Source organism: Priestia sp. 53B2 (genome assembly GCF_056099005.1).
The window spans coordinates 71,352-85,931 of record NZ_JBLZXA010000038.1; the positions used below are offsets into that span (position 1 = coordinate 71,352).

Consider the following 14,580-nt stretch of genomic DNA (forward strand, 5'->3'; position numbering starts at 1 on the left):
TTTAATTAGTATGAGTTAAAATTCTAAACGGTGATTTACAGCTCGTATATGTCTAATTCTTCTACTAAATTAACGAATGCCCGTACGATATTTAATTTTAATGATTCTTCGTGATAAATCATCCATGTCTTTTGAGTAATTTGTGTTCCATTTTTGTCTGTTAAGTAGATTTTGTGAATATCTTTTATATTTTCTAAAAAAAGAGAGGGCATAATAGCATAGCCTAACCCATTCATCACCATTTCTTTACAAGTATCTCCCTGGTCAACTACCATAGCAATAATGGGAGGATCAGAATAATGTTCCGTCCACCAATTGTCAATCAGCTGCTTATACAGAGAATCAGTTCGATAATCAATTCTAGGCAAGTTGGGAAGTTCTTCAAGATTAATTTTGTTTCTAGATGCAATACATAGTTTCTCTTCAAATAGCAGGTGCTTTTGACCAGGCCAGTTATAATTGCCCCGAATAAAACTAATATGTACATCTTGATTATAGGCTAGGTTAAAAATATCTCTACTGTAACCAGTTTTAACTTCAAAGCTAGCCTGAGGATATTGATCTTTAAAAGATTTTAACAATGCAGGGAGCTTATATTTACTAATGAAGTTTGAAACTCCTAACCTTAAAGTACCAGCAACCTGATAATCAAAATTCTTTATATCTTCTTTTATTTCTTGAAAAACTTTTAATACTTCTTCAGCTCGCCTTGCTAAATACTCCCCTTCTGGAGTGAATTGCACTCCTTTTATTGTACGATTAACAATTTGTACTCCAAATTCCTTTTCAATTTGTTTGAGACGTTTTGTTAGAGTAGGTTGAGCTATAAATAAGCTTTGACCTGCTTTTGTGATGCTTTTTTCCTTATGCAAAGTACTTAAAATAAGCCAATCACGTCTATCCATTTTTTTAACCCCTTGTACAATAATATTTAAATTTTATTGATTATAATTAACTTTCAATCGACGAATTGTTTTACGTAATCTTTATAATACAACATAATTTTTAAAAAAATAAGGTTAAGGAGGGCATGAAAATTTTGCATGTCTCGCCATGAAATAAAGCTATTTTTTATATGCTCGATTTTCTAATAAAATAGACTTAACTGAAACGAACAGTAAATTAACTCATAAATATCTACTTGGGATAAAAAATCAAAAATACATCCTCACTAGGAAGTATTTTACGAGCAACCAGTATGATATAAAAACGATGACACAAGTTAAGGGGACAAAAATATGAATCATATGACAAACAGAGAAAAAGATGCTTTAAATACGCTTTCATCTTTTTATGTAAATGGACAAGAGTACAAATATTTTCGAATTAAAAACTTGGAAGAGGAAGGGAACGATAACATTTCAAGGTTGCCTTATTCTATTAAAGTACTCCTAGAGTCTGCCATTCGTGAATTTGATGGGGGCTCGATTACCAAAGAGCATATTAGTAAGTTAGCATCATGGATAGATGAGCGTGATCCAAATCAGGAGGTTCCATTTAAACCTGCACGTATTCTTCTTCACGATACCACAGGTCTCCCCGCAATTGTTGATTTGGCGGCGATGCGAGAATCCGTAGATCGTATTGGAAGAGACGTCTCTAAAATAAATCCTCTTATTCCTGTAGATCTAGTGGTAGACCACTCTGTCACAGTAGATTATTTTGGCAGACCTGATGCTTTAGAGTTGAATGAAAAAATAAATTTCGAGCGTAACATCGAACGTTTTAAGTTTTTAAGATGGGCTCAGAATACCTTTCATAATCTTCGTGTAGTCCCACCGGCAACTGGTATCATGCATCAGATTAACATGGAGTATTTGTCGTCCGTGGCAGCTACAAAAGATGTAGATGGTTCTACAATCATCTATCCTGATTCCCTTGTAGGTACCGATTCTCATACCACAATGATTAATGGGCTTGGCGTTGTTGCATGGGGTGTGGGTGGTATCGAGGCAGAAGCAGCTATGTTAGGGAAACCTCTATATTTTGTAATTCCCGAGGTAGTAGGGTTTAAATTAACAGGTTCTCTTCAAGAAGGGACAACGGCTACTGATTTGGCACTAACTGTAACGAATCTCCTGCGGAAAAAAGGCGTAGTGGGCAAGTTTGTAGAGTTTTTCGGATCTGGAGTCGGAAATATGACTGTAGCTGACCGGGCTACAATTGCGAATATGGCACCTGAATACGGGGCCACAATGGGATTGTTTCCTGTAGATCAACAAACATTAAATTATTTGAGAATGATAGGGCGTAGTGAAGAACAAATTGCTCTTGTAGAAACTTATTATAGAGAGCAAGGAATGTTTATGGATAGTAGTAGCCCCGATGCTATCTATTCAGAGGTTATTGAATTGGATCTCTCTACAGTCGTTTCCTCTCTAGCTGGCCCAAAACGCCCGCAAGATCGCATTGACTTAAAATCAATGAAAGAAAGTTATAACCATATTGTTCGGGCACCAGTGAGTGAAGGGGGATATGGTGTATCTGAAGAGGAGTTACAGAAAAAAGTAATGGTTAGGCATAAAAATGGTGAACAAACAGTTCTACGTAATGGATCAGTCGTTCTTGCAGCTATTACGAGTTGTACAAACACCTCTAACCCAAATATTTTAATTATGGCAGCACTTGTTGCTAAAAAAGCAGTAGAAAAAGGGTTAAAAAAGCCTGCTTATGTGAAGAGCTCTTTTACACCTGGATCACGTGTGGTCACTGATTACTTGAGAGAGGCAGGGTTAATGGGCTATTTAGAAGAACTGGGCTTTCACCTTGCAGGGTACGGATGTGCAACATGTATTGGAAATTCGGGACCACTTCCAGAAGAAGTTAGTACAGCGATTATGGAGAATGATTTAACCGTAGCTGGTGTTCTTTCTGGAAATCGAAATTTTGAGGGACGTGTGCATACGCAAATAAAAGCTAACTATCTAGCTTCGCCTCCACTTGTAGTAGCTTATGCTTTAACTGGTACTGTCGATATTGACTTTTCAAAAGAGCCAGTTGGTTATGATAAGAACCAACTGCCTATTTACTTAAAAGATATTTGGCCAACATCCCAAGAAATACAAAGCTATTTAGATCATAACGTTCGTCCTGACTTATTTAATAATCGCTATAAAGAAGTCTATAATGCAAATGAACAATGGAATCAAATTGATGTAGGTACAGGAGAGCTATACGAATGGGATGATTCTTCTACTTATGTTCAAGAGCCGCCGTTTCTTAAAGATCTTTCCCAAAAAACGAATGAAGTTCAAGATATTAAATATGCGTTACCTCTCGCATTACTTGGTGACTCGATTACAACTGATCACCTTTCTCCATCAGGAGCAATTAAACCTGATAGTCCCGCAGGATTGTATTTACAGGAGAAAGGAGTGAAGATTAAAGACTTTAACTCTTATCCCTCACGACGTGGTAACCATGAGGTCATGATTCGCGGTGCATTAGCTAATGTTCGAGTACGTAATCAAATGGTTCCCGAATATGAAGGAGGCATGACAAAATATTTACCCACAGGTGAAGTAATGTCGATATACGAGGCTTCTTTAAAATATAATAAGGACAATACTCCCCTTATTCTAATCGCAGGTAAAGAGTATGGTACAGGAAGTTCGCGAGATTGGGCGGCTAAGGGAATCTTTTTACTTGGGGTTAAGGCTGTTATAGCTGAGAGTTTCGAACGAATCCATCGAAGTAATTTAGTAGGAATGGGTGTTCTTCCTTTACAATTTGAAAATGGTCAAAACGCTGCTTCCCTTGGTATTAAAGGTGATGAAGTTTTTGAAACAGTTGGGTTAAATCAAGATATTAAACCTCATCAAAAATTAACAGTTCGGGCTAAACGAAAAGATGGCAGCACCTTTGACTTTAAAGTTATTTTACGTCTCGATAACGTTGTTGATGTGGAATATTATCAAAATGGTGGTATTATGCCGGCCGTAGTTCGAGAACTAATAAATTAATAGAAATAATTACTATATGTTCATTTATATAAAATCAAAAAGAACGCCAAAATTCTAAACCAATTCTACTGTTATTCTTCCTGTAGAGTTGGCTTAGAAAGGAGGAGGAAAGCACATGCCCATAAATAATTATCCCAAACAAGTCCCTACGTTTGCTTATGTTGGATGCCGTACAACTAGAGAACGAAATGCTCGTGGTAAAGGTATTAATGTATTTCGTGTAGGAAATGAATCAGGAAATTGGGAGCATATACAGCTCTTAGAAAACATCATCAATCCCTCTTTTCTAACTTTCAATCACAATAAAACTTTTATTTATTGTGTTCATGGAGACTCCAGTGAGGTTAGTGCATTTCGAGTAAATAAGGATACAGGTAGGTTAGAATTTATCAATCAACAATCTACGGGAGGGAAAAATCCAGTTCACTTAGTTGTAGACCCTACGGATCAATTTCTTATTGTAGCGAACTATATTTCCGGCACATTATCTGTTCTTCCTATCAACCCGGACGGATCATTAGAACCTTTCAGTGACTTAATTCAATCATCCGGCACATTAGACTACAATGTGAATGAAGTTGATCTGTATGCAAAGCAGGGTATCTCACATCCACACCATATTCCATTTAATAAGAATGGACGTTTCTTAGTAGTTCCCGATTTAGGTCTTAACAAAATCTGTACTTTTATTCTTGATACGACTGAAGGTAAGTTAATAGCAAATCAACCGCCTTTTGGAATAGCTCCTAAAGGGTCAGGTCCACGTCATATAGACTTTCATCCTACTTTGCCGTATGCGTATGGAATTAATGAACTTGATTCGACCGTAAGTACATATCATTTTGATGATCAAGAAGGTAGACTGGAATTGTTGCAAATACAATCTACTGTACCTCATAGTATTGATGGCAACACTGGTGCAGGAATTGCTGTGGCACCTTCGGGACGTTTTGTGTATGCATCAAACCGTGGTCATGACAGTATAGTAACTTTTCGAATCGAGGAGAGTACAGGGAAACTGACATCGATGGATTGGGTATCCACTCAGGGTAAGACACCACGATTTTTCGCATTAGATCCTACTGGTGAATTTTTATATGTAGCAAATGAAGACAGCGATACCATAGTTAATTTTAAGGTTAATAAAGAAACTGGAACGCTTACTCCAACGGGACAGGTAATAAATACAGAGAGCCCAGTATGTATCATTTTTTCATCTCATCTAATTTAATTGAATGAAATAGCCTAGGTTCTTGAGATTTTTATAAACTAAAACGGGTAGTTTTGAAGGAGACATTCAGTAAATGCTCTATACAAAGCTACCCTCATACTAAGGTTGGCACTTTCTTTTGCAATTTATTGAAAGCGCATTCAATATGAGGAGGAGTATAATGTTAGCAATTTTAGGTTTTTCTATGGTATTCGTATTCATGTTTTTAATTATGACCAGGCGTATGTCAGCATTAATAGCACTGATGCTAATACCTTCATTGTTTGCTATATTATCTGGATTTGGTTCTGAAATTGGCGATATGATCTTAGAGGGGGTAAAGGAATTAGCCCCTACAGGGATTATGTTATTGTTTGCTATCTTGTATTTCGGAATTATGATCGACGCTGGATTATTCGATCCTGTTGTAAATAAGATTTTGAAAGTGGTAAAAGGAGATCCATTAAAGATTGTTATAGGGACTGCTATTTTAGTCATAATTGTCTCCTTAGATGGAGATGGGACAACAACATATATGATTACCATTTCAGCAATGTTACCTCTTTATACAAAACTCAAAATGAATCCACTAATATTAACTGGAATAACTATGTTAGGCGGTGGAGTTATGAATATTACACCATGGGGAGGACCTACAGCAAGGGCAATGAGTGCTTTAAAACTTGATGCATCTCAAATTTTTGTTCCTCTTATCCCTGCTATGATAGGTGGCATAGCTTTTGTCATTTTTGTAGCGTACCTCCTTGGGAGAAAAGAACGTAAAAGGTTAGGTGTAATCGACTTTGAATATCTTTCTAAAGAACAAGAAATCGCATTTGCCGAACAAGCAGCCACTGTAGAATCAGTAGGCTATAAGCGCCCTAAATTATTGTGGATTAACTTTCTTTTAACTATTACTCTTTTAGTTTTACTTATTATGGATGTAATGCCTCTGCCAGCTTTATTTATGATAGCATTTTCAATTGCTATCATGATAAATTATCCAAACCTTGAGGCACAAAAAGAACGTATTTCCTCTCATGCAAGTAATGTATTAGCTGTTGTATCTCTAGTTTTCGCTGCAGGAATCTTTACAGGAATTCTATCTGGTACTAAAATGGTCGATGCAATGGCTAATAGTCTAGTTTCTTTAGTTCCAGATGCATTAGGACCTCATCTACCTGTTATTACTGCATTAACTAGTATGCCATTTACATTTTTTATGTCAAATGATGCTTATTATTTTGGAGTTCTTCCTATTATTGCTGAAGCAGCTACTAACTATGGAATTGATCCAGTAGAAATTGGTCGGGCTTCTTTAATCGGGCAGCCTGTGCACTTACTAAGTCCACTAGTACCTTCAACTTATTTGCTCGTAGGGATGGCTAAGGTTGATTTTGGCCAACATCAACGATTTACTTTAAAGTGGGCAATTGCCACAGCTATAGTGATGCTTATTATATCAATAATAGTCGGGGTAATTTCGCTATAGAGGGCATACTGCGTAATATAAATACACAAATTTACAACGGAATTTCTTTAGTGTAAAAAAATCCTTTGCTGTAAGCAGCAAAGGATTTTAATCATTAGTATTGTATTTTTAAGAATTTTGATAGTTGATTAATGTGAAGTGTATGATCAGCATCTTCGTGTAAGAATTTAATTCTCATAATTTTTGCTGGAGTAGTTAACTTTAGATAGTACGTTTTCTTAAGATACATGATAGCACAAAATTGACAGTTTCTAAAAAACTGAAATTCACATCAAATAATCTAGTTATATGTAAAATTAAAGTTATTTATCTGAGATACATTTCTCTGCATAATAGATATATAAATTTGATGTTTTTCTTGATGAAAATAGTAAACTTTTTATTCAATGAACACATTATTCCTTTGAAAGGCTATTCAATCAAGCTTGTTACTTGTTTTATTCTATTCGTTCAACATTCTTTAAAAGGTAGGTTGAATACTGATGTAATACAACGATAAAGTATCAGTATATGTTTTCCTTAAAGTTTAGGATGCTAAATATAAAAAGACTTGCTTTAGGTGAAAAGCAAGTTAAGAGAGCGATAATGAAGTTGTAGAACGACCGTATAAGACCCTTGAAGAGATACTTAGATAAGTGGTAACTAGTAAGCAAGTAAAGAAATGGGCTCAAAAAATTGAATATATAATTTTTCTTCCCAGATAATATATGATTCCAAGATTAAAAATTATTAATATTCATTAAAACGTACCTTTCCACCTATTGGTTTATTTAAGGTATTTAGGGGGTTTTAGGAAGTGGGATTTAATGATTTATTATATAGAATATGTAAAAACATAATCATTTTATTCGTTTTATTAGAACAATAGATATTATATTTTAGAAAAACGAAGGTTATCAAGTTATAGATAAAATAATTTGATAACCTTTTTCGTTTATCCAAACTCTTCTATAGCAAAAGTCTCTACTTAATTCCAGCTTCTCTTGTATTGTCTCCTTCATTGTAAACTTTTAATTTCGCTGTTAAAATCGTACACAATATAATTAAAACTGCAGATAGTCCATAAACTCCAAACAGTGTAAGAGAATTAACTATAAAACCAGAAACAAGTGTCCCGACTAATATGCCTCCCATTAACAAAGGAGTAATAACTCCATTCGTTCTCCCAATGTATTCTACCTGTACTTCTTTAATCATAAGGGTATTAAAGACAACTTGAAAGAAGGCTGTCGTAATCCCAGAAATGATGCGAACCCCAGCTGTTAAAAGAGGAAATATGGATAATACCTCGATAATGGTTATGATTGACCATAGGATTAACGTGCTTGTTATGACATTATTACGATGTCGATCCACCCATTTTGAAATGGTAGCTGCCAAAATCCCACCAACTAGCATGCCCACACCTTCGCAAGCTGCAAACCATTGTACGGCTTCTTTAGGTAGTCCCAAACGCTCCATTGTGACAAATACATCTAACGGTTGGGTTAATCCTATTGCCACCCCTGTAAGAAGAAACATTCCAGCGATTAGACGCAAGTTTGAATGTTTAATTACATACTGAATTCCGTCTTTAAGATCCTCCATAGCTGGTCTTTTTTTAACTGTTTCTTCTCTGGATGAAGGAGGTAAAAATAACTGAATAAAAGCTGCCATGAGAAAAATTACAAACAATATAATGAGAGAGAACTTAAGCCCTAACTGGGTATATATGAATGTGCCAGCAATCGGACCAAATATCGTAAATACAGACATAAGGCTTTGAGTAATGCCAATAGCTGCCCCAACTTGTTCTGCTGGTACATGTTTCCTAAATAATACAGAGGAAGAAGGCTGAGAAAATTGACTAACAATTGCTGAGACTACGGTAGCAGCAAATACAGCTTGCCATAATCCCAATGATACGAGAGCTAATATTACCAACATCGAAATTGCACTCAATGTATCCCCTAATATTACAGTTTTTTTCGGATTCCAACGGTCAGCAAATGTTCCACCTAGTAAGGAAAATACAAAAATCGGAAGGTATTCAAGTGCCGTAAGTAATGAAACAGCTGTTGGATCATTATTAGTTTGGTTCATAATATAAAACAGCAAGGCCATATTCCGGATCCATATGCCGGCTTGCTGTAATAAATCGGCTGTTGCAACAATTACAAAAACCCTATTTCTTAAAAGTTGATTCAATAGATAGACCTCCTTACTTTGCATTTCTGTTCCACTGGTTATATCAATTAGCTAGCATGCCCTTAATTATTATCATAATCATCCTTCGGATAGAGGTGGCTACCATAATTAAACCAAGTATTGTGATTATCAACTACGTACTAGAAAATTGTGATGCATAACCTAGCAAGGCTTATACTAAAAGGTAATTTTGTGCCGCGAGAAATAGATATTTTTCGTCCTGCAACAAAGTTTCCATAAATATTACCTTTTGACTTTCAATTCATTCAACTCAACTAAACCAAGGAATATATGGTGAATGTTATAAGTACTTATTTGCCAGGAAAATTTTTCTAGGATATAATCAGTATCATAAAGTATACAGTTACCGTATAGTCAAGGAGGGATTCAAGATCAAAGATAAAAAAGATATTTTACACCTTTTCTAAAGATTAATTCTCTCACTTCACATAAGGTGAATTACCAGAAATAAGAAAAGCACAAATCCGTTAAGTGACAACGGACGTGCACTCTTTCTTTAATAAAGAATTCCTACCATTCTTCCAATCGTAATAAAAATAAAGCTCCATAGAAAGGCACCAATTGCAGCGAATAGGGTATATGTCTTCAATTCCATCTTACCAATACCTGAAAAGTAACACGTTACATGTCTGATTCCTGGAATGAAGTATCCAAATATCAGAGAATATGGTCCATACTTTTTTAGCCAATTTTCTACTTTCAGCATTCTCTTTTCTTTAAGTCCAATCCATTTCCCGAATTTATCAATAAAAGGACGTCCTGCTTTTCTACCGATGAGATAACTAATCATCATACCTAACAACGCCCCAAAAAAGCTTACTATAATAGCAAGGGGATAATTCAGTACGCCAGTATGAGTGAAGAAACCAACGATTGTCATCATTACTTCATCAGGTATGGGTAATCCTACAATTCCAAGAACTAACATCAAAAAAATAGCGATGTATCCATAACCCGTAATAAATTCTTCAATTTGCTCCATTTTTAGATTCCAAACTTTCCATTGTATTTTTTTTGAATTGTGGAAATTTGATGTTACTTATCATTAAATAAGAAATAATACCTATCCCTACTACCAAGAGTATTTGATTATGCATAGCACTCAATGTGACAAGACAAATTCCTGCAAGTGGAGTAGGCATTCCAATAAATGTAGAGAGCGTACTTTGCTTAACATTAAATTTAGCGAGACGAAATACACTACAAATATTGTAAATTAACATGCATAAAATTCCGATGATGGATAATTTATAAAGACATGTACAATAGGCAAATATGGATGGAGCTACGCCAAAGGTGACCAAATCAGCCATCGAATCCAATTCTCTACCTATATCCGAAACAGCATTAAGTTTCCGGGCAATCATACCATCAAAGAAATCAAAAAACAGACCTATAAAAATAAGAGTTGTTGCAGAATAAATATCCTGAACTAATAATGAGTAAATAGCCAGGAGTCCACAAATTAAATTAACAATTGTAATCATATTAGGTATATAAATCAAATATATTCAGCCTCCTTTCTAATTAAATAATTAATGATTTTAAAAAAATTATATATATCCTCTTTCAAAAAATAAACAGACCGTACGGTTTATGATAAACTAAATAACAAAGTTTTTAAACTATAAAGTTCTATAACTAAGTCCTCACATTCTTGAAATAAGGATTAAACAAAAGATTATTTCATATAGGAGGGTGATGTTGATAAAAGAAGGAGGGCTGAATTTTAGTAAAGATAAGAGGATTACCTAATTTAAAGGCCATTTTTGAATCTCATTACTTATGTATATTTTTTCACAATGTTCAGTTTATTCTGTTAGGAGGAGATATTTTGTTTAAATCAAAATTGCTATTTTGGACGCTTGAATTTTTATTAATTGGTATCCTTATTTATGTTAGTACAAAGATTGCATTTTTATTTAATCCTATTGTAACTTTTGTATCTACATTGTTTTTTCCAATCGTTATTTCAGGCTTTCTTTTCTATTTACTAAAACCTGTTGTTACATTTTTAATCAAAAGAAAAGTACCAAAGATTATGGCCATTCTCATTATTTATCTTGTTTTTATTGGATTGATTGGTCTTCTAATTGGGACAGGAGTACCATCATTATTCAAACAGATTAACCATTTTGCAGAAGAACTCCCTGTTTATTTAAAACAAATGGATGAATTCATCAATAATCTAGTGAGATCAAGATGGTTTAAGTGGACAATGGAACAGGATTATATAAATGTAAAAAATATAGTAAATACAGTACAGAACTTTGTTATGGAGATACCCACTGCTTTAACCCATAGATTGTCTTCAATTCTAGGAATGGTTAAAAATATTACGGTAGTAATTGTGTTAGTCCCATTTATACTGTTTTTTATGTTGAAGGACGGAGAGAAACTTCCAGGAGCTATTCTGCGTTTTGTACCACGCTCATATCATACTCTCAGTCTGAAAGTTTTAAAAGAAACAAGTACAACGTTAGCTACTTATATACAGGGACAATTACTTGTCTGTATGTTTGTCGGGGTTGCAAGCTTTATTGGCTATTTACTTATTGGCCTTCCTTATGCCTTTTTGTTTGCTCTAATTAGTGCTATAACAAATATCATTCCATATGCAGGGCCCTTTATTGGTTTAGCTCCGGCTTTTTTCTTTGCATTAATTTATTCTCCACTTCAAGCCGTTCTTGTTATAATTATCGTAATTATTGTCCAGCAATTAGAGAGTACTGTACTTTCTCCTCTAGTAATTGGCAAGAAGCTAAATACACATCCGGTGACAATCATTACTCTTTTACTTGTTTCCGGTAACATTGCGGGTATCGTTGGAATGATATTGGCAATACCTACTTATTCAGTTGTAAAGACGATTATCTTGAATATTACTGCATTTATTAAATTGCAGAAAGTAAATGTGAATACTTGATAAGGGTTTGTCTTAAGATAAAAAAATAAAACTTAATTAGCTCCATCATATACAAGACATATATTCTTTAAAAAAATATTTTAAGAATTTTAGAGATACCAAACCCCTTTATACTGAACTGCGCCTCAATTGTTAGATATAATCTAAACGATTGGAGGTTGCTTAAATATAAATTGTCTAACTTTTCAGGTTCAGTTCATATTTAAGGGGTTTATATATATCAAGTTATCGCTCCATGATCAAGTTAACAGAAGTAAATACCCTTGAAATATAAATGTATGCCCTTTTTATCAATAGCTGTTTTATATAATTTGATCCTTCTCCCAGTTTCACCTCGGATATAGATCCAGAAGCCTGAATATTTTCTATGTACTTAGAATAAATAAGATTCCTGAGGTTACTACAATAAATGACATCAAAGTAAAGATTATTTTAAGCCCTCAATAAGTACCCTTGCAGACTCTCGATAGAGTTTTTCCCTTTCTCCGTCTAAACTGCCTTGAGCTGTAATCTCCAAACCATAAAATAGTGAACTCACTATCTGAGTAGTTAAATCTAAATTAGAAATTGACCAACTACCATCGTGGTTTCCTTCTTCTAAAATGTTTCTTATCATCTTAGAATACTGGCTATCAATTTCAAGGATTCTTTCAATTACTTCTTTTGATTTAAAAGCACTGGCAAAAAATTCTTCAGCCACATGAATAAGGGGAGAGTTAAAATTCATTTGAAATGAGAAATTAGTGAGATCATAAAGTTTTTCAATAGCATTCCTACAATGACTCTCTCTTTCTTTCCACTGATGTTCCCATTGAAGATAATCTTGTTCAATAATATATAAATAAAGAAATTCTTTTCCTTTAAAATGGTGGTAAAGATTTCCTTTACTTATTTCTCCAGCCTTTAGAATCTCTTGTAGAGAGGTCTCCGAGTATCCTTTTTTAATAAATAATTCTCGTGCTACCTTTACTATCTTATCTTTTGTTTTTTTACTCGCCTCTGCCTGCCGTGTCATGGTTGCTCTTCACTTCCTATCTAATTGTAGAATGTTATTCGTAGTAAATGCTTTCTATTTATTATATCGTGATATTTAGCAATGTGTATCTTCATAAAATTCTCAGGGTTTTTATATGTAGGTATTACAATTAGTTCGAAATAAATAGTTCGTTCTAATTCACCTATATCCCTGTAGTTATTAATCTCACTCGATTTGCACCTGAAGGTGAATTTTTGTGATTTGATTGTGGAAGCCATCTACCATTATTTCATTAATGATATAGTCCTCATATGCATATTCACCCACCTTTAGTCCCTTATTCTTAATAAATTCAATAATTCTACGATAAGCTACTTCAGCTTCCTCACCTTTTTGATATCCGACGACATACAGACCTTTGGGTCTTATATGGGAGTCCACACCTTCTCTTCCACCTTTTATCTTGAGATAAAAATGGCTGTAATTATAGAAGTCCTTTTTTAATATTTGTTCACGAGCAAAAATGGCACCAACTGAATATCCTATATCAACTTTATGTGATTGAGCATAATGGATAAGATCTGAAATAGATGTAATGTATTTCCGTTCAGGAAAATTTAACACCTTTTCTCCTATCATGAATTCCTCCTCCTCTAAATACTGAAGAGAAATTGAAGAAAAATCAGTTTGCATAGCTTGCTCTGCTAGCCCTACTTTCGTTTGTATAATCGTTTGAAGTTGTTGAAGTTCCTTGATTTTATTTTCAATTTCACTGGATTTTTCTTTAAGAAGATTAATCATAGTTCCTGCTGTTTTTCCCTTTAAAAGTAACTTTATTTCCTTTAATGGAATACCAATTTCTTTGAATGACCCAATAATTTGAAAAAGCTCAAATTGATTATAAGAATAATACCTATATCCATTCTCTTTTTTAATTTCGGGGGATAGAAGGCCAATCTCGTCATAATGAAAGAGCGTTTGTTTCTTTACGCGACAGAGGTATGCAAACTCTCCTGTTGTAAAATCTCTTTTTTTATCTTCGATCGTAAACACCTCCCATACTATATGGTAACCATATACTTTATGTTGCTTATTGTAACGAAAAAAGGTTTAGCACACAATGAAAGTAGAGATGAAAATAATTTCACTATTAGACAAAGTGAGAAGTCCCAAACCATCTCCTCTATTTTTATCCTATTTAATTCCTTCTGCTATAGGAAGGTGTTATGAACATTGAATAATTTAGTAAATAGTTTATTTGTCAGCCATGTGCTATGGACAAAAGGGCTAGCTGCTACCAACATGATCATCCCCATATACTATGTGTTTTATTCCCTTTTACTCGGGATTGGAATTAATGGGAGAGCACTTTATTCTATCTCATTAAGAGAGGGGAAGGGAATAGAATAAAGCTCACAACGTTTCTGTTCATCTTCTGGTGATTATTATCATATTAGTAACGCTTGCTTACGCTTACGCTGGATCAATTGCCCTAGCACTTGGGCAACAGAAAAATCCCTTCTATTTCATCCAATTATTTCAACACTATATCGCTATTCGTTCTTTTTTACATTGTAAAAAATATATTAAGTATTTTTATTCGTAATGATGAGAATTGAGGGGGCAACACATGTTACCGGAATTGTCACCTTTCTAGGGCTATTTGTTCCACTGACTCATTTTTTAACTGTGAATATATTGGCTAAGTAAACATATAATCAACTTAAAGGGCCGAGAGTTGAAATTATTCAGAATTGGTTATATAATAAACCGCATGGTCGGTATTTTTTTAAAAGGAGGTGATGA

Annotated in this window: 10 protein-coding genes; 4 read left to right on the forward strand and 6 right to left on the reverse strand. The window is 34.3% G+C overall.

The features are described from left to right. Positions 1–35: 35 nt before the first annotated feature. Positions 36–905 (reverse strand): LysR family transcriptional regulator, encoded by an 870-nt coding sequence (locus ACN6NE_RS29425; protein ID WP_474328974.1) that lies wholly within the window; start codon positions 903–905, stop codon positions 36–38. 333 nt (positions 906–1,238) lie between these two features. On the opposite strand from ACN6NE_RS29425, the gene acnA reads away from it, so the two are divergent. The 3 genes from acnA (at position 1,239) to ACN6NE_RS29440 (ending at position 6,664) form a co-directional block, all read left to right on the forward strand. Further along, complete coding sequence (gene acnA, locus ACN6NE_RS29430; protein WP_474328976.1) at positions 1,239–3,962, forward strand: aconitate hydratase AcnA; 2,724 nt, start codon at positions 1,239–1,241, stop codon at positions 3,960–3,962. Between the two features lie 115 nt (positions 3,963–4,077). Beyond that, complete coding sequence (locus ACN6NE_RS29435) at positions 4,078–5,193, forward strand: lactonase family protein (RefSeq protein WP_474328978.1); 1,116 nt, start codon at positions 4,078–4,080, stop codon at positions 5,191–5,193. Positions 5,194–5,353: 160 nt separating this feature from the next. After that, a complete protein-coding gene (locus ACN6NE_RS29440) occupies positions 5,354–6,664 on the forward strand; it encodes a CitMHS family transporter (RefSeq protein WP_474328980.1) in 1,311 nt (436 codons plus the stop codon). A 963-nt stretch (positions 6,665–7,627) separates the two neighbouring features. Here ACN6NE_RS29440 and ACN6NE_RS29445 read toward each other — a convergent pair. From ACN6NE_RS29445 to pssA, 3 genes are all read right to left on the reverse strand, one after another. After that, on the reverse strand, positions 7,628–8,851 hold the full coding sequence (locus tag ACN6NE_RS29445; protein WP_430136210.1) for an MFS transporter: 1,224 nt from the start codon (positions 8,849–8,851) through the stop codon (positions 7,628–7,630). Between the two features lie 517 nt (positions 8,852–9,368). Further along, a complete protein-coding gene (locus tag ACN6NE_RS29450) occupies positions 9,369–9,854 on the reverse strand; it encodes a DedA family protein (RefSeq protein ID WP_074683129.1) in 486 nt (161 codons plus the stop codon). Further along, positions 9,841–10,377 (reverse strand): CDP-diacylglycerol--serine O-phosphatidyltransferase, encoded by a 537-nt coding sequence (gene pssA / locus ACN6NE_RS29455; protein ID WP_474328983.1) that lies wholly within the window; start codon positions 10,375–10,377, stop codon positions 9,841–9,843. The genes ACN6NE_RS29450 and pssA overlap by 14 nt, the downstream gene beginning before the upstream one ends. A 329-nt stretch (positions 10,378–10,706) precedes the next feature. Here pssA and ACN6NE_RS29460 point away from each other — a divergent pair, with 329 nt between their 5' ends. Then, the gene (locus ACN6NE_RS29460; RefSeq protein ID WP_474328985.1) at positions 10,707–11,798 is read left to right on the forward strand and encodes an AI-2E family transporter; all 1,092 of its coding nucleotides are present in this window, start codon (positions 10,707–10,709) and stop codon (positions 11,796–11,798) included. A 427-nt stretch (positions 11,799–12,225) separates the two neighbouring features. Here the strand turns inward: ACN6NE_RS29460 and ACN6NE_RS29465 are convergent, their stop codons facing one another. Together ACN6NE_RS29465 and ACN6NE_RS29470 are read right to left on the reverse strand one after the other, a co-directional pair. Further along, the gene (locus ACN6NE_RS29465) at positions 12,226–12,813 is read right to left on the reverse strand and encodes a TetR/AcrR family transcriptional regulator (RefSeq protein WP_474328987.1); all 588 of its coding nucleotides are present in this window, start codon (positions 12,811–12,813) and stop codon (positions 12,226–12,228) included. 186 nt (positions 12,814–12,999) lie between these two features. Then, complete coding sequence (locus tag ACN6NE_RS29470) at positions 13,000–13,818, reverse strand: MerR family transcriptional regulator (protein ID WP_474329146.1); 819 nt, start codon at positions 13,816–13,818, stop codon at positions 13,000–13,002. Positions 13,819–14,580 lie beyond the last annotated feature (762 nt).